Annotated in this window: 19 protein-coding genes; 1 reads left to right on the top strand and 18 read right to left on the bottom strand. The window is 55.1% G+C overall.

Annotation, left to right across the window (positions count from 1 at the left end):
- The first annotated feature begins 2 nt into the window (after positions 1-2).
- Positions 3-1685, top strand: a complete 1683-nt coding sequence (locus ACI48D_RS08815; RefSeq protein WP_435570845.1) for an LPD7 domain-containing protein — start codon at positions 3-5, stop codon at positions 1683-1685.
- Positions 1686-1753: 68 nt separating this feature from the next.
- On the opposite strand, the gene ACI48D_RS08810 is transcribed toward ACI48D_RS08815, so the two are convergent.
- The 18 genes from ACI48D_RS08810 to ACI48D_RS08725 form a co-directional block, all read right to left on the bottom strand.
- Positions 1754-2080 carry a hypothetical protein gene (locus tag ACI48D_RS08810; RefSeq protein ID WP_435570844.1) on the bottom strand — a complete coding sequence of 109 codons (327 nt, stop codon included), beginning with the start codon at positions 2078-2080 and terminating at the stop codon, positions 1754-1756.
- A 12-nt stretch (positions 2081-2092) separates the two neighbouring features.
- Entirely contained in the window at positions 2093-2521 is a 429-nt protein-coding gene (locus ACI48D_RS08805; protein WP_435570843.1) for a hypothetical protein, read from the bottom strand.
- Positions 2522-2546: 25 nt separating this feature from the next.
- Entirely contained in the window at positions 2547-2960 is a 414-nt protein-coding gene (locus ACI48D_RS08800; protein ID WP_435570842.1) for a hypothetical protein, read from the bottom strand.
- 19 nt (positions 2961-2979) lie between these two features.
- Entirely contained in the window at positions 2980-3333 is a 354-nt protein-coding gene (locus ACI48D_RS08795; protein WP_435570841.1) for a hypothetical protein, read from the bottom strand.
- A 33-nt stretch (positions 3334-3366) separates the two neighbouring features.
- Positions 3367-3579 carry a hypothetical protein gene (locus tag ACI48D_RS08790; protein ID WP_435570840.1) on the bottom strand — a complete coding sequence of 71 codons (213 nt, stop codon included), beginning with the start codon at positions 3577-3579 and terminating at the stop codon, positions 3367-3369.
- Positions 3580-3995: 416 nt separating this feature from the next.
- Positions 3996-4217, bottom strand: a complete 222-nt coding sequence (locus ACI48D_RS08785) for a hypothetical protein (protein ID WP_435570839.1) — start codon at positions 4215-4217, stop codon at positions 3996-3998.
- A gap of 89 nt (positions 4218-4306) precedes the next feature.
- On the bottom strand, positions 4307-4741 hold the full coding sequence (locus tag ACI48D_RS08780) for a hypothetical protein (RefSeq protein ID WP_435570838.1): 435 nt from the start codon (positions 4739-4741) through the stop codon (positions 4307-4309).
- A gap of 20 nt (positions 4742-4761) precedes the next feature.
- Positions 4762-5361: a flagellar basal body-associated FliL family protein gene (locus tag ACI48D_RS08775; protein ID WP_435570837.1), complete on the bottom strand. Its 600-nt coding sequence runs from the start codon at positions 5359-5361 to the stop codon at positions 4762-4764.
- Positions 5362-5638: 277 nt separating this feature from the next.
- Positions 5639-5953 (bottom strand): hypothetical protein, encoded by a 315-nt coding sequence (locus ACI48D_RS08770; protein ID WP_435570836.1) that lies wholly within the window; start codon positions 5951-5953, stop codon positions 5639-5641.
- A 246-nt stretch (positions 5954-6199) separates the two neighbouring features.
- Positions 6200-6661 (bottom strand): hypothetical protein, encoded by a 462-nt coding sequence (locus tag ACI48D_RS08765; RefSeq protein ID WP_435570835.1) that lies wholly within the window; start codon positions 6659-6661, stop codon positions 6200-6202.
- Positions 6662-6675: 14 nt separating this feature from the next.
- Positions 6676-7278, bottom strand: a complete 603-nt coding sequence (locus ACI48D_RS08760; protein WP_435570834.1) for a hypothetical protein — start codon at positions 7276-7278, stop codon at positions 6676-6678.
- A 21-nt stretch (positions 7279-7299) separates the two neighbouring features.
- Positions 7300-8067, bottom strand: coding sequence for a hypothetical protein (locus ACI48D_RS08755; protein WP_435570833.1), 768 nt, complete (start codon positions 8065-8067; stop codon positions 7300-7302).
- A 37-nt stretch (positions 8068-8104) separates the two neighbouring features.
- Complete coding sequence (locus ACI48D_RS08750; RefSeq protein WP_435570832.1) at positions 8105-8314, bottom strand: hypothetical protein; 210 nt, start codon at positions 8312-8314, stop codon at positions 8105-8107.
- Positions 8315-8328: 14 nt separating this feature from the next.
- Positions 8329-8916 carry a hypothetical protein gene (locus ACI48D_RS08745; protein ID WP_435570831.1) on the bottom strand — a complete coding sequence of 196 codons (588 nt, stop codon included), beginning with the start codon at positions 8914-8916 and terminating at the stop codon, positions 8329-8331.
- Between the two features lie 912 nt (positions 8917-9828).
- Positions 9829-10755, bottom strand: coding sequence for a hypothetical protein (locus ACI48D_RS08740; RefSeq protein ID WP_435570830.1), 927 nt, complete (start codon positions 10753-10755; stop codon positions 9829-9831).
- Between the two features lie 17 nt (positions 10756-10772).
- Positions 10773-10931, bottom strand: a complete 159-nt coding sequence (locus ACI48D_RS08735; RefSeq protein WP_435570856.1) for a tyrosine-type recombinase/integrase — start codon at positions 10929-10931, stop codon at positions 10773-10775.
- 683 nt (positions 10932-11614) lie between these two features.
- Positions 11615-14872, bottom strand: coding sequence for an LPD7 domain-containing protein (locus ACI48D_RS08730; RefSeq protein WP_435570855.1), 3258 nt, complete (start codon positions 14870-14872; stop codon positions 11615-11617).
- Entirely contained in the window at positions 14862-15224 is a 363-nt protein-coding gene (locus ACI48D_RS08725) for a plasmid mobilization protein (RefSeq protein WP_435570829.1), read from the bottom strand. The genes ACI48D_RS08730 and ACI48D_RS08725 overlap by 11 nt, the downstream gene beginning before the upstream one ends.
- Between the last annotated feature and the right edge of the window lie 327 nt (positions 15225-15551).

The raw sequence follows: 15551 nt of genomic DNA, 5'->3' as shown, positions 1-15551 counted from the left end.
TCATGAACAGCATCGAAGCAATAGATGAACTGGAGAAGCCCGGTCAGGTGCACGCCACGGTTGGGCGACGCCAAGCGCCGGCAGCAGCCGAACTGATGCGGCTATACGTGAGGGACCAGAAGCGCTACGTCCTGCATTCAGAAGGAGACTTTCAGGCGGTCATGAAGGAAGCCGAACAGCTGTACAAGGCGAACAAGGACGTCCTAGTCAACGAAAAAGCGAACCGGCTTCACGTGCATGCCAAGTCGAACCTGTTCAACGAGGTCGACGTCGGACGCGAAATCGCGCCAATTGAAAAGGATAGCGGCTACAGGAAGGGCAAGGGCGAAGTCGTGCTCGAGAGCTTCTTCGAAAAGCTGCCGCTGGTCGACACAGTGGCGATTGCGCGGCCGTCCGCTGGGGAACGGCAGATGGCGTCTCCTGTGGCGGACGTGACATTAAAAGAACCCGGCCGGCAAGAACCCGCCAAAGTGACCGCGGAGCAGCCCCAAGGACAGCCGGTTGCGCTCGACAAGGAAGTCGACAACAAGGACGCCGCCAACACGGCAAGCAAGCCTATCCTGAAGAAGACCGGCTACGACCTGCCGTCGCACGTTGCCGATGTCTACACCGTCAAGGGCGGCCGATTCTATGAAAAGGGCTCGGACAAGGTCCTTTTCGAGGACCACGGAAAGAAGCTGTCCACATCATTGGAAGACAGTGCCGTGATTGCGCACATGGTCGACGTGACGGCTGCCAAGAAATGGAAACGCATCCATTTGACCGGCACGCAGAATTTCCGACAGATGGCCTGGCTCCAGGCCGAGTCTCGCGGTATAAGCACGTCGGGTTACCAGCCGTCCGAGCAAGACTTGCGGCTGCTGGACCAAGCCAAGAAAGATCGCGGCGTTGGCATCGAAGCCGGCTCAGCGCCGCAGCCCGCCAACAACATCGCGGTCACCATTGAGCGTGAAGTCGAGGCCAAGGTTCCAGTCCCGGAACGTGCCGACACCGAGCTGGCGGTTGCCATCTTGGCCAAGGGCGAAAAGGCAGCGGTGGGCCAGGGATTGCCCACTCCCCTGTCCGCGCCGATGGCGAAGCAGGCAGCCGCGCCCGAACAAAACGTCGAGCATGAAGCTCTCGATGCGGAGGCAACCCAGGGAAAGGACGCTCCGATCGTCGGCCGCCTCGTGACCCACGGCCGCGATAACTTCAATCATGATGCGGACGAAAAACCGAGCTACTTTGTCACGCTGCAGACGCAGGCTGGCGAACGCACGGTGTGGGGCAAGGATCTGGAGCGCGCGATGGTTGAAGGCCAGTTTCAGGCCGGCGACGCGGTCTCGCTTGAGCGCAAAGGCTGGGAGCCGGTGACGGTGGACGCGAACGTGCGCGATGGCGCCGGCAAGGTCGTTGGCAAGGAAGAGATGGCGGCCCGCCGCAACGTGTGGGAAGCAAAACCGGCCGGCCTGGTGGTTATGCGCGAACTTTCGTCCGACGAGCAATTGAAGGTCGATGCCGCCTACAAGGTGCTTGACGCTGAGCTTTCGAAGTATCCGGCCGAAGTTCGCCGCGAGATCGTCAGCAGGTTCACCGAAGCGGTTGAGAAGGACGATTTGAAACTCCCGACCCCACAGGTCGCGCAACGGGCCGAACCGTCCAGGCCTGAGCCGACGTTTGTGCCTGAACTCGAACGCGTCGGCTAATTTTTGCGAACGCGAACCGGAAGGGGCGCTGCCACCTGGTCAGCGTTCCTTTTCCTAGTCAACTAGCGTCAGGCCTTAGCGTCGAATGAGAACGTCGCGGTATAGTCCGGGTCTTCATGCCAAATTCCCTCGTAGCGGGTAAATTCCTCGTTCATGAATGCACCGACCAATCGAAACGGAGCATCCTTATCGCCGAGCTTGCATGTACCGAATGCCGGCTGGTTCGTCATGCTAAGGGGTAGCCTGACGACACCTTGGTAGTGCTGGCCATTGCCCGTGCTCCAGCCTTTGAATTGAACTGTCACCTGAGTTTCATCGCATGCAAGCTTAGTGACCTCGGCCTTCTGATAATCATAGTCACAGCCGGTGCACGGTTCCCATTCGACTTCTAACATTGTTTTCCTTCTTCACGCGGCCAGAGCCGACTTAATCGCCAGGTATCCATCAAATGGATAGCAGGGCCATCCGGATGGCATACAGAATCCATCCCGTGCGTCCAAGTCTTCAAACTCTGCATGCCACCCGGCTCCTCTCGAAAAGACCCAGCCAGACAGTCCAGTGTCCTCAAACTGATCGTATGTGATGTCGATGATGTACTTGCCGACCTCATACCAAGCGTGCGTTTGACTCGGAACCAGTCGAGCATGCCCAGCCCCGCACACGTACACGCCATCGTACCCGGTCTCTTCCTTTAAGACCCGTCCAACCAACTCGGCCGCAGGGCCACATGACCCGTTCGGAAAATTCATGAACATCGAGCCGGGCTTGTTCGCCAAGCTTTGTAGCCCTTGGCGACATTTATCGGCGAGATGATTAAGCAAACCAATATCGATCATCACTTTCCCCTCGAGACCCAGCGACCTAGATAGGTGCCCCGTCGTCTTGCAGCACGCGCAGCTCAGTCCGTCCAACCGGTTCGACTCCATACCGCGCTTGTAGCTGTCGTTCAGCGCTCAAGATGTCCTCCGCCGTAAGGTCTACGTTCCTGACAAGCTCGATGCAGATTTTGTGCCCGGCTTGGTGTGCAGCGCGGAGGTCGTGGTGAACAGGACGAAACCCTTTTCCATTAAGCGGTCGCTTCCCTTCCAGCATGTTACGAACATTGGCGTCATATCGCTCAAACGGGCGCTTTGAACCGTTGATGGTTTGGCCGACGTAGATCGTGAGTAGGTCGGCACCTGGTGCTGGCACCACGGTAATTCTGTATAAAAGGGGTTGTGCCTCATCGACGCTGTTGGCGATCAAGTCAAATCCGAGTTTGCTATTTTTGTTCATGGGGTTTTCCGTTCCGTTCTTACCGCTCCGATGCGGCAGAATCTGAGGACAAGATTACGAGTGCGCATACAGATGTCACCACGGCATAGATGAAGCCGAAGGCTGCAGCTGGCTCGACGTAGGCAGGCACGTGGGGGAACCACTTTGCTAAAGCCGTCTTGATCGCGTTGCCAAAAATCCATTGGAAGATCAGCGTATAAACTACCGCTGGGGGGAGCGCAACCACAACCCAACCCGCCGTTACCTCAACCGTTTTAGACAAGGCCGGTGTCTTCCGTCGAGGGTACAGCAAGGCGAACAATGGACGAACCAGGGCGATGGCGATCGGGAACGAGAGGATAAATATTAAGAGTGAACCCATCACGAAGCCCATACGATTTCTCCAGCCGGGATTTCCCGTGTTTTCCTATCGGATCATGCCGAAGCGGGGCATCGTCGCTTCGATCAGTGGCTTGACGTCCCCCAGACACGGCTCCACACGCCGGTCCTTGGATTGACGGTTGTGCGCAGCCTTCACCGGCAAGCCGTTCTGTTCCTTCGCATGGGCGATCCAGCAGTTCTGCACATAACGCCCGTGATTCTCCTGGACGTCGTCGCGGATTTGATCGTATGTGGCCATTTTTTTCTTTTCGTGACTCGTCACGTTTCTGCCAAACGGTTTATGTCGTTTTCCGAGGGTTAGGCCGAAGGAGCTTCGCGCGCTTCTTCTTCCAGTTTTTCAATCGTGCTCTCTAGTGTCCACGCGTCGCCGTCCTGTTGGTCGCTGCGCGTGATGCGTTCCCACAGGCGGAAGGCAACCTACAAGCTGGCCGCAAGATTCTGAGCCTGCTCGTGCTCACCTTCTGCGATATGTTCGCGGACAGTTCCCGCCACCTGCTCGATGTGATGGCGAACTTCTGTCGTGACTTTTTCGTAAGAGTAGCTTGGCAAATTAGTGTCCTATCTGGCCGGACACTGCGCCCGACCCTCTCAATGCCGCTGCCCGCTCATGGCGGGCTTCGGGCGCTGGGTGCTGCAGGGCCTTTTCCGAGGCGATTAGCGGTCCTGACGGGCCTTACGGTCAGCGACGTTACGATCCATGTCAGCGCGCATTTCGTCGGACTGCTTTTTGATTGCATCGCTGGACGGCTTGTCGAGATTTTTAAGGAAGGTTTCGAGCCAGCCGGTCTTCACAGCGACATGCAGAAGATAGAGCATGATGCCACCAGCACCTACCATAGGGATAATCAGCTCACCTGCACGGTCCGGGTCAATCATATTTTTACCTCATAGTTCTATGGTCGGGCTTCGTGCCCGCAGTCGGGGCGCCAGGTCGGCGCGGGATTGTTTTCCGAGACCTTCCTAGTTCAATTCTTGTTCAGCGCTTCTACGAAGTGCTCGTGCATCCGGTACATAGGAACGCTCGTAGAATCAAGTTCGTCCACGAAACCAGCATCGCGAATCAAGTCAACTTGTGTCTGGAGGTGCGGGTGGATTTCGGCGTAATACTGAAAGCGTGGCTTGCCGTGATTGAACGTCACGCGCGCGTTCGGGAGCAAAACGAACTCACGAATCATGGACGCTCCCTCAGCCTGAAGGTCTGCCTTCATTTCCTGTAGTAGCTCTGGCATCTGTTCCTGCAAGTTCTTGAACTTTTTCTTAATATGCGCCACCTGCTCCTTGGCGCGGCGGGAATCCGTGAAGCGATCACCGAGATACTGTCCAGCTGCACCGAGGATCGCACCGCCGACAAAAGTTACAAGATGCGATACGTCCAGTAAGGTTGAAGGATCGAATGCCATAATTTTCCGGGGTCTTCAGATCAGTCTTGAATTTTGAACGAGGTAAACACTAAGTCGGTCACGAGTGGCTGACCGGACTCTCCAGGGAACGGCTCATTTATCACGGCAATAATCCTGTCTGCTAGCGATTTTTGACCGTCAGTTGAGGCGATCTCAGAAGCTTTTGTTCCTGATAACAGAAGCAACACGCGGCTGCGAATTCGACTCATGTTTCGATTGAGGAGTGTGACCTGAGTCGGCGTTTGAACCTTTAGGTTGAACTGTGTCTGCAGGTAGTACTCGCGCCCCTCTTGAGCGAGATTAACGACGAATGGTTCTACCGTAACCAGCAGGGCTCCTCCTGGCAATTTGGATGTTGCCGGCTCCTCTTTTACTGGAACGGTAGCAACTGCGTAGCGTTCAGCTTCGACCTTTGCCTTCAGTTTGTCGCAGATAGAACGTGTTAGCCTTCGCTCATCACCTGGTGCTGAGTCGCTCATCATTTGGTCACACGCAGCTTCAACACGTCGCTGTTTTTCGTAACGCGCTGCGCGTTCAGGGGTGTAGCTCATCAGTCCAATTGCGGCAATCGCACCTGCTCCGCACATGACAATCATCGAGATTTTGGTACGACTGTTCATTGGTTGGTTCCCTTTTCCTTGGGAGTTAGCTTGCGGCCTTAGCCTTCTGGATCGCGGCGTTTGCGATCTCAGCAATTGCAGGCTCAGTCCGGTCTTCGATTTCAATGCCGGAATCCCTCAATGCTGCGATCTGCGTTTCGAAGCCGGCCGGATTCCCGAGCAATACCACTTTGGTTGCGATGCCGCGAACGCGGCGGAACTATTCGGCGTGATCCCCCGGATATTTTTGAAAGTGCATTGTGTACTGTGACATCGCTTTTTTCCTTGGTGGATTGAGCTAAACCACATCCCCAATTTCGTCCAAACGCTTTCGCTCATAAAACCGGTATGCAAAGGCTTTGCCGTCCACAACTTCAACACAGTCGAAAATGCCAAATTCGACGTGCTTTTCGTCTGTGGCTGAGAAGTACTCGGGCTTCTGCTTCCCATCTTCTCCTAGAAGAACGTACACGGCCTCTGTTCCAGCTGGAGGAGTACCCAGCATGCCTCGTACATTCAACGACACGATCTCGCCCGACTTCATCTTTATTTCAATTTTTCCATAACGTACTCTGTTGATTTTCGGGAATGGCTTTCCGGTTGACTCAACCAAGGCGCACTATGATCGACTGCGTGTTACCGGTAGGATGGCGAATGTCGACCGTAATTTTCCCAGAGCCTGGGACAAGTTGTTGATTGCTGTCCGTGTCGAAGACTACGGAAAAGGCCTTACTTGCGAGTGTCACGCCGGGTGGCGCATTGTGTAGTACCGGAAGACCGTTCACGAAGGTTATATACATTCTGCTTTCTCCTCGGCTCCCGGCCGATTCGGGGCACCTTGCAGCGCCAAGTTATTTTCCTACGATTCCCCTGATCTGTGGCTTAACGAGGGACGCGCCCGGACTTCGGTACATAGAACTGGATGCCACATTCGACGTCCAGAAGCTACTTTTTCTACAGCCGCCTGAAGCCGATCAGGTAACGGAGGTGCGGGTGCATGCGAGGCCATATGCTTAAAACTTACATACAGATTTGGCTCGAAGTACCAAGAGCGCTCGATCGCTTCGATTAGGGCCTCGTGGATGATGTCGGTCTGGATGTCAATCCAGATTGTCGTTCGTTGAGAGCCACTGAAGCGTTGCAGCGCTTCAAGCAAACCTTTGATCTCTAGCGCGTCGAAACCTTGCGCAACCTGCGTGCCGAATTCGATACGGAATACCATTTCGAACCAGTCGTGCGCCATGGTGTCGACAACTGTATAGGTGAATCCACGCTCACGTGCCCGGTCGAGCGCCGTTCGATCAATATTTTGAAATGCCATTTCTTTCCTTGGACCTAGCAGATCTTCTTCTGTGTTTGAAAATCGGTACAGTCGCTCTCGTAGTGCTCGTCGACGCTTCGTAAGAATGCATCCCGACCTTGGTCAAGTTTGGTGATGGTCATCTCCTTTACCACCGCGGGCGGCGCTGAGCCGACCGACGGCGTAAAGGCTTGTCCGTCGGCGGATATGTCGTACGCGATATCGCAGTACTGATCACCGACCAAGCGTTTCGACCCAATCCAGTAGCACACTCCGACTGACGATGGCTTGCCGTCCGTTGTATAGAGGACGGAGAACTCACCAAGCTTGAACTCCTGAGGGCGCATTTTTTGCGCGTGCTGCAGCACTTGCAGCACCGACGCACCGTCAGCTGTCTGCTGGTTCTGGACAGCCCGGATAACGCGCTTCTCTTCTGCCGCCGACATCTCCTGCGCTTTAAATGGCTTCGACGCTTCGTTGGCCGCGGCCGTAAGCTGCTGCTGGTCCGGTGCTGGCTTCGGTGCCTCGGTTGCCGTGAGAGCCGGGGCGGCAGCAGGTGCAGAGACAGATGGTTCGGATTTTTGAGAGCAAGCGGTCAGGCTGGCTGCTATAGCAATGATTGCAAGACGCATTTTCAACAGTTTTCCTTGGTCATTGATTCAGCTACCCATACCTGGCAATGCGGCCCAAATCTTTTCCACCTGGTGAGCTACTTGTATGCCTGCATCGATACCTTTTTGTATTTTTTGAGCTTTCTCAGCTACAACAACTACCCTGTTTATCATGTCGGCTGCTTTGCCAAAAATACTTTTTGCATCAGGATCAGCATGATTGAGGTCGGCCGAGACCTGGGAGGTGCGCGTCGACATCGCACCAATGGTCTCATTTAGAGCCGCATGCACTGAATCAATACCGCGAGCCCGATAAACACGCAGGGACTTCCGAACCGAATTTAGATGCCGCAGCATTAATTCTTTGGTGAATCGGGGTATGGAAGACGCCTCGAATTCTGCAATTAAGCTGTCGAGATCTTCGATCAACTTGGTGCGCTCGTCCTGGCTGATTTCGCATTCGCTTCCGTCGAGAGCCCAGTCTGCCCAACGAAGCATCATGAGGTGTTCCTGCCCTACTCTATCCGCCAAGTGATTCCACCCTGCCGAAAATTGTGTAGGGGAGACAATCGCACGCAATGCATCGAGGCCACCACGGAACAGTTCAGCAGGGACTCCACGATCTTCGAGCGTCGCGGAAACCCCCTCGAGTTCCTCGCGTATAGCGGTCATGCAAGATGAACCAATATCCTCATGCTGCTCCGCTGGTTCACCGTCCAGCTGAAAGATCTTGATCCATAACTTATAGGATGCCTCTTGGGAGCGGCTCGATTTCGCTTCGTAAAATAGATCGTAAAGCCGTTTTGCACTGTTCATACGTGTTTTCCTTGGACGTGGTCTCTATGCGACTGATTTACTTATGCTTCAACTTTTCGTATTCAGCCTCTAGAACTCTGCAGCTGCCCTCGATGATGGCCTTCGCGTCCGCGTCAGTCTCATTTTTCAGATTTTCGTGACACATGTCCACGGCGCGTTCGGCAACGCGCATTTGTTTTGCTTCAGGCGACTCGTCGCATGCGACTAACCACATGCTGAGAAGCAGTAACAAAATAACTTTCTTCATATTTTTCCGTTCGCTTAAAGCGGCACTGGACGAGTGATGTAGCCAGTCAGCATGGCCAGAGCCAGACACCCAATATTCACGACTCGATGGAATTGGAGTGAACCATCGCGGTAGTCGAAGCCGGGCCGGGGACTGTTCGAGCGCACAGAGCAAGTTACGTAGTAATACACGCCAACGATCAAAGCGTAAATTATGAACTTAACCGGCGGTTCGCGCAGGAAGATGGCCAGCGCCGGTATCAGAAAGAGCATAGAAGTGAATGGGCTATTGCGAGTACCCCCGGTCCATCGGATAAGAAGCATCGTTGCGAAGATGTCGAGCAGGAAGACGATCATGAATGCGCTCGAACGGCTCACTGTCGGCAGCTGAACGTCTCCCATGAGGGGTGACCAGACTTGATAGAACTCGGCCGATAGGGCTACAGATATGATTGTGAGGATTGCCAACACGAGAGTCAGGCCATAGGCCTGTTGCTTGTGGCTGCGTTGGGCTACCGTTTCGCTCTCGTGCTCCATGAAGATCGCGAGCGCAATGATTGTAAGTAGGCAGACCTGTACAACGATGGTCGCGCCGGCGACGTTGACGGGTTTTAACGTATCCATTTTCGCAAACGGGGGAAGAATCGATCGGTGTAGGTGCTTCGATTAGCGTTCATGTTTTCCGTTAGAAGTTGGCCTTGCCAGCAGCGATCTGTCGAAGCGCTGGACTGTTCCCCGTTTTAGTAACTCCACAGGCTGTCCTAGCATAAGCTGCCCTGATGCGACGCCCACCATTTGGTCCAGGACGATGAGCGTACAATGTCACCGACGACCGTGGTTCCAACCTTCGCGGCCACGTACCACCATCACCGACCACCGGTTGGATCAAGCTTCCACGGCTTGTGGAACGGGTGTAGAGGAGTCCAGCGTCATCGATCGTTACCGCAAATGAACTCAAATTCGCGATCGTCAGACAAAGCTGAAGCCGAGGGTCGGTGCCGCCGACCGGAATCGCATGAGCCGGCGCTACCTTGAGTTTCACGCACGATTTGTCCAGGCCAATCCAGGTATTTATGACACCCAGCACAGCCCCAAGGACGGCGATTGCGAACGTGATCGTCTGCATGATCGAAACCTTATCCATTGCCCTTTTCCTACGTTAAGGTGCTTCCCAATTGGTGATCCCGGGATGCACTTCCACGTTCGCCCAACTCTTGCCATCTGCTTGGCCGAAACCGGTTACGAAGTAGCGGAGAGGCACTGTCGGTGGAGAACGGCGCCCAGGTTCACGATGCCCATTCCACATGCACCTAATTTGATCTAACGCGGCAACTGTTAGCTTTACCTCCCGAATCTCGTCCGGTGGAGTATACAAGCCGACCTTATCCTCGCTCACCTCACTCTGAGCAAGAATTGCCTCACCAATCTGTTTTGAAATCGTCGCAATTTCCGGAAAGCTATCCCAACGCTCCGCGGTGAGCGACGCGAACGAGAGAGCCGTAAGTTCATGCTGTCCCATAATTTTTCCCTTGATGTCTATGAGGAGTGAGTGTCAGTATTGTTTTTCTTCGTTTCCATGACGTAGCGAATCAACGCGACAGCAAGATGCAAGGACAATTCAGCATCTAACAGTTGGGCCGCGGGCGCGTACCGATCGCCATGGCGCACGCCTGGCTCATCATTTGCGTATTCATAAAAGCGCTCGAAAGCAGTAATTAGCCGAGCTGGGGCAGTGCCATCTGATCGCATTTGGCCTAAGGCCTTGCCCAGGCTCGACGACTTTGGGTAGAACACTCGGCAAACGCTTTCCAATGCACTTATTGACTCTTTGATCGAATTCTCAGGGTCTTTGTGTGTGCCGAGCACATAAGCACGCGCTTTAGCGAAATGTACACGGGCGGGCGTGAACTCGTCAGTGAGTTTTTCTTCTAGGGCGTCGATACGGTTCGAAAGACCTTTTGGAAGTGCATTCTCAAGATTACCCTGGCCGTTCAGCTTCCAACTGACATTGTGCTTATCGAACAATGCATTTACAGCATCACGGTACGCAGGGTATTTGAACCGCTCATGCTCGCGTGAAGCATTAAAAATTTCGCTGGCCTCATCGTCACTACGATATCTGGGCTCAGCTTCGCGCAGCGCCTCCCCCACCACCTCAACACAATCATAAAATTGATACCAAGTGCCAGCCATTACCGTCGCATGAAGTCCATCGATGCAAGTCCAAGAGTCCCAGTCATCGTTCTGCATTTCGCGTTTCGATTCGATCGACAAACGTTCATTGAGTTGTTTTACCCCTAGGGGCCGGTTCTCCTCATTTTTTTGTCTGCTGTCCAGATCAATGTACGTTAACTTGTCAACAATACGGAGAAGGTACTCTTTTCGCAACCAATCAGGTGCATCCTCTACAATAGGTCCCGCTTGGCGCGAAGGATCAAATCCAAACCGATGAGAAAATTTCATTGTCTTTGTTCGAATAGTCAGATGACGCGTGCTACGATTGCGCCAAGACGTACAGGGTCAGCGTCGATCAAACGCTTCGTTGCAGTCAACGTTTCATGACCTAGTAGCTCGTTGATATGACGAAGATCGAAACCTTTATTCGCTAGGCGAACAGCGAACGTTCTTCGTCCGGACATTGCACTTGCGCCTTCGATACCAGCCTGAAGGTGAAGCTTGCGAAAGAGTTGACTCAGAGAGTCGCACGAATAACTGGCACTACCGCTGCTAGTGCGGCGTTCGATTAGTTTGTATGGTTCACCATCTCCGGTAAGGAAGATCGGCCCATGCGGGTCCAAGCCTCGATACTCAGTGGCCATAGGTGTGAGCTGATGGCGATGGACGACTCGATATGCCAAGTAGGCGTCAATCGCTTTCACAACCTTGTCATTGGACCAGTAAATCGGGCGTTCCTTTCGTTGTATGCGATCGCGCCGGCAACGCAGGACTTCACCCGGACAGAGCCATCACCGTTCAGGTATGCGCGAACCGGCATCCGTGCAATCTCGGTGAGCATCATCCCGGTACCGTACACAGTCGTTAGGAGTGCGACGTTTCGCAAGGGTGACTCGCCCGAGATCGCGGCGACCTTGAGTAAGTGACGCAGTCTGCCTTCTTCAATGTAGGGCGCTTTTGCCATTCGTTTTACGCCTTTTACATAATCTATTCAGAGGAAGATGTTGAACAGAGTATATCCAAACGTTCCTGTTGGCAAGCTGCTAAGCCAGGTCCTCGGAAAAGCATGTCGTACATGCTTCTCTATGCAGTCCCAGACTTGTACGAAATCGATGGCCGCTGGTCCTGCAGCTGGCCTACGTGCGGGCTACAGCTCGATTTCATCATCATCTAACGACCGCCCCGGCGATGGTCTGTGCAGTACGCCACGGCCTGGCTGCACGGCATTGCCGGTATCCCCGCCAATGCCAAGCTTCGGCTTTGTCTGAGTCTCGATGACGCGACGTCTTGTAGTTCGCTGCGTTGCCATCTCAGACGCGCGCAATTCCCTGACTTCCTCGGCAAGCTGGTTGTCGAACCGCACGTTCAAGCCTGCCTCGGCAGCAATCCTTGCCGCCCGTTCCTGAAACTCGACCGGCCCCGACAACTTGAGGTTGGTGCCGAACTTCGCATGCGCGAGCTGCAACGCGGTCTCGATGGAGAGATGGTCGGCTTGCAGCAGCAATACACTGTCGCCCTTGTCCTGAATGATCGGGCGCCCGCCAAGGGAATAGACCACATCGCCGTTCAGGTGAACGCGGTAGCGCACTTGCCGACCGTGATAGAACAAGGAGTTAGACTCATGATTTGCCTCAGCGGCCAGGATCTGATTGACGGACGGATCTCGGCGCGAGGGAGCACTGCGCGATCGTCGCCTCAACTCTGCGAGTGCGGCGGCGCGTCCATCCTGTGCGCGCTCCTGCAGGAACATGCGATACTGGTCGGCCACTGGCAGGCGGAACGGAGCACGCTCGGCTCGTATGGATGATCGAAGCGTGCTTTCGGCGGCAATAGCTTCCGTTCGCGCGATCGACAGCGCCGCCTTGCGCTGGGCGGCGGGCAGCGCGGCTGCCGCACGTTTGGCCTCGACTAGCTGCTCCTTGATGACTTCGCGCCGCGCTTTTTCACTGGCCAGCTGTACGGCGAGCTGGCTACGCAAGCCGCCGCGTCCACGACGCTGGTCCTGAAACTGCCGCCATAGCGTGCGGTCGGGAGGGACACGCGGCGAACTGGTCTGGTTCCGGTCCAGCTGGCGCCCATAGGAGTACCGGAGGATCGTCGCCGCCTCGGTCCATGGTAAGCGCACTTCCTTGGTCAAAAAGTCGGCCACATTCAGGTGACGATTGCTAGCGCGTATCCGTGCGCTCCCGTCCGCTGCAGTCGATACCTCGTACTTCTCAACGATGATGCCATGTGAGTGCGAGAGCTCGGCCAGCAAGCGCCTTGCATCTAACTGTTGCTTGATCTCCTGGAATTCCGCAAGCGCTCCGGCCGCTACGCTGCGCTGCCGCTCCCCGAAGTCGCGGGCCAACTGACTGACCACGGAGTCGCTGACGCGGCCCGTCCCCTCTTTTACTGGCTGGCGATGGCGGGACCGTCGCAGATTGTGATTGGATCCGCTTGGCCAGTTTCCCAGCTGATCAAGTGCATGAGCCGGCAATAACACTGCACCTTTTCGGTCCTGGCGTACCATACGGCCGCCGGGCAAGCTTCGCAGACGGTCGACGGTACGGGTCTTTTCGACGCTGATAAGTGAGTCAATGTCGTACTCCCGATCTGGATTACCGGCGAGTTGACCGCGCCGACTCCTTCCGGCCTGCCCTGGCCTCCCAGTGCCTCGCGTCCCGTCTCCAGCTCCATATCCTCCAGTCCCGCTCCATCGGCGCTCTGCTGGCTTTCCTGACGCGTCTTCGATGGGGTTTCGCTCGCTCCAATGTGGTTGCTTGTAGCCGTACTCGTGGCCAATGGGGTTTTTCCCTGCATATCGTTGTCGTTCATGGCGTAGCTCCTGGTTCAAGTGGTCAAAAGTGGGCGCCGGCGTCGCAACTGCGGCATGGCCGGGCGGCACCGAGTGCATCTGGCTGAGGGTGTGCGACTGTTCAAAGGCCGCGAGCTGCGCGTCCGCCCGCTGCCGGCTTGGGTCGTCCGTCAATCCGTCCAGTCTCCCTGCATGGTCCACAATGCCATGGTCGTGGCCAACCGGGTTCTTGCCGCCATACGCCTTCATTTTGAGATCCTGGACCAGCGCGGCTCCGTCCATCCTGAGCGCGTACGTCTGTTCAAAAGCGGAGAGCACGAGCGGCTCCTGTTGCCGCTGCGGATGTGGCAGGGCCGCGGAGTACACGCCAGCGCTACCCTGCCCTTCAAGGCCTTTCGGCCGAATGACTGCCCGACCGACAGGCTGCCGTGGCTCATCGCTTGGCTCGCGTACTACCTCGTCGAACAGCGGCAGCTGGGTCGGAACGTCAGCCAGCTGTTTGAACTTGTAGCGCGGATCAAAAGGATTCTTACCGGCAAATGCCTCGGGCTCGATCCAAGGCTCTGGATACTTGTCATAGAACCTGGCCGCAAGCGCGGACAGGATCTGTTCTCGCCCTTCTGGAGACGCTGCGCGATAGTCCCGGTACAGCTTCTTGTTCCCGCTGTTGACATACTTGATTTCCTTGGCGCGGAACCGGTGCCACTCGTCCAAGGTGGTCACGATGTTGGTCGAGTCCTTCCGCGCCTCGCCTTGGATCTCGTAATTGCGCTGAATCTCGGCAGACAGGACGCGCTGCTTTTCGCCGGCAGGCAGCTCGATAAATTGCCGGCTGAACGGGTAGTCCTTGAGATTCACCCCCTTGGCCGCCCCGTTCGGCTTCACGTTGAGGTATTCGTTACCGCGACCCGCGTTACGGATCCTCGTCGTACCGAACTCACTGACCAACTTTTCGAAGTCGTCATAACTGGTAACGTTCCGCTCCACGACGGCATCAAGGATGGCTCTCTTCAGGTCCTTACTCACCCCAGCGAAATTATCGTACTCCTTGTATCGCTGGATCATATCGCTCATGTCCGTGAAATGGATGCGGCGGTTGTCTTTCGGGCTGGCTAGGCCATATATATTGTTGATGTGTTCCTGAAATGCATCGACATGTCTTTTACTGAGCTCCAGCAGCCCAAACGGATTCAGCACACCACCACTGCGAAGATTGACCTTTGGGATAACGATGTGGATATGCGGCTTCCGCTCGATAACCTCGCCTGTTAGCTGGCTTTCATAGCTCTTGATCTTCGGTAGGTGTGCCTCGGCGTAAAAATTATACTCATCATCCATGTACGCAGAAAACATGAATAGACGGAATTCTTCACTAATGGCCCGCAAGGTCTCATTCGAGATCTCATCTTCTTTGAAGGACAGTGTTAGGTGCAGATAACGATCCCCCTGACTCTCAACGCTATCGATAAGCTGCTGAGTGAATTCCAGGTCACCAAATAGGATGATCCGCTCGTCCAGCTCGTCGCGCTGGAATTCTCGCCCCTGTTTATGGCCGCTCTCAAGGTATTCTTTAATCCCTCCTCGGCCGCCGCGCACTCTAATCAGCATGATCAAGCGCTGCCTTTAGGTACATAGCGATGTCCTCCAAACCCTGGACGGCCTGACGGAACAATTGATCTGTCAGTCGGTTGGTAAGGTTCGCTGCATTGAGAACGTGGGCGATCTGATTCAGATTGCGGCCAACCTTATTGAAGACAAACTGCACCCTCTTCTTTTCTGGACTGGCTTTAGGCTTTGCAATCACAATCGTGCGACTCTTTAATACGAAATCGCGAAGAAATTCCGATGCTGAGCCGCCGAAGGCCGCGATTCTGGCGTCTAGGTCTTCTGCTTCGTCTTGTGGCAAGCGGAAGCCATATGGTTTGGTCAGTGGGCTTTCGCCTTTTGGTTTTCGGGCCATGTCACAGTCCTCCAATATCGGACGCATCGCGAATTTCACCGAGCCGGCTCCCGGCCGGCGCCCGACGTCCGTAGGACGCGGGGGTTTCAAAGGGGTGTCCCCTTTGGCACATGGATATGCTAACCGGGTCCCGAAGGGATTCGGTTAACATATCTATCGTGCCTGAGCTCGGTCAATCGCGTTATTCCTAAGGTTGCATTCTAGGTTGCATATGGTTGCATCCAATGCCGGCTTTGCGCCGAGTCGATATTAACTCTTCTTGATTAGCCTATTATGGTTGCACGAGGGTTGCACAAGGTTGCACGAGCTTGCAAATGAATTGCTAGC

Source organism: Massilia sp. LXY-6 (genome assembly GCF_051233485.1).
Taxonomy (GTDB): Bacteria; Pseudomonadota; Gammaproteobacteria; order Burkholderiales; family Burkholderiaceae_D; genus Telluria.
Note: the sequence above shows the minus strand (reverse complement) of the source record. Positions and strands in the feature narration are given on the sequence as shown.

Coding starts and splice junctions, on each gene's coding strand:
- ACI48D_RS08800 (WP_435570842.1), bottom strand. CDS start 2,960: ATGAACAAAAATAGCAAACTCGGATTTGACTTGATCGCCAACAGCGTC.
- ACI48D_RS08815 (WP_435570845.1), top strand. CDS start 3: ATGAACAGCATCGAAGCAATAGATGAACTGGAGAAGCCCGGTCAGGTG.
- ACI48D_RS08725 (WP_435570829.1), bottom strand. CDS start 15,224: ATGGCCCGAAAACCAAAAGGCGAAAGCCCACTGACCAAACCATATGGC.
- ACI48D_RS08790 (WP_435570840.1), bottom strand. CDS start 3,579: ATGGCCACATACGATCAAATCCGCGACGACGTCCAGGAGAATCACGGG.
- ACI48D_RS08730 (WP_435570855.1), bottom strand. CDS start 14,872: ATGCTGATTAGAGTGCGCGGCGGCCGAGGAGGGATTAAAGAATACCTT.
- ACI48D_RS08810 (WP_435570844.1), bottom strand. CDS start 2,080: ATGTTAGAAGTCGAATGGGAACCGTGCACCGGCTGTGACTATGATTAT.
- ACI48D_RS08780 (WP_435570838.1), bottom strand. CDS start 4,741: ATGGCATTCGATCCTTCAACCTTACTGGACGTATCGCATCTTGTAACT.
- ACI48D_RS08740 (WP_435570830.1), bottom strand. CDS start 10,755: ATGAAATTTTCTCATCGGTTTGGATTTGATCCTTCGCGCCAAGCGGGA.
- ACI48D_RS08765 (WP_435570835.1), bottom strand. CDS start 6,661: ATGGCATTTCAAAATATTGATCGAACGGCGCTCGACCGGGCACGTGAG.
- ACI48D_RS08745 (WP_435570831.1), bottom strand. CDS start 8,916: ATGGATACGTTAAAACCCGTCAACGTCGCCGGCGCGACCATCGTTGTA.
- ACI48D_RS08735 (WP_435570856.1), bottom strand. CDS start 10,931: ATGTCCGGACGAAGAACGTTCGCTGTTCGCCTAGCGAATAAAGGTTTC.
- ACI48D_RS08775 (WP_435570837.1), bottom strand. CDS start 5,361: ATGAACAGTCGTACCAAAATCTCGATGATTGTCATGTGCGGAGCAGGT.
- ACI48D_RS08755 (WP_435570833.1), bottom strand. CDS start 8,067: ATGAACAGTGCAAAACGGCTTTACGATCTATTTTACGAAGCGAAATCG.
- ACI48D_RS08785 (WP_435570839.1), bottom strand. CDS start 4,217: ATGATTGACCCGGACCGTGCAGGTGAGCTGATTATCCCTATGGTAGGT.
- ACI48D_RS08805 (WP_435570843.1), bottom strand. CDS start 2,521: ATGATCGATATTGGTTTGCTTAATCATCTCGCCGATAAATGTCGCCAA.
- ACI48D_RS08795 (WP_435570841.1), bottom strand. CDS start 3,333: ATGGGCTTCGTGATGGGTTCACTCTTAATATTTATCCTCTCGTTCCCG.
- ACI48D_RS08750 (WP_435570832.1), bottom strand. CDS start 8,314: ATGAAGAAAGTTATTTTGTTACTGCTTCTCAGCATGTGGTTAGTCGCA.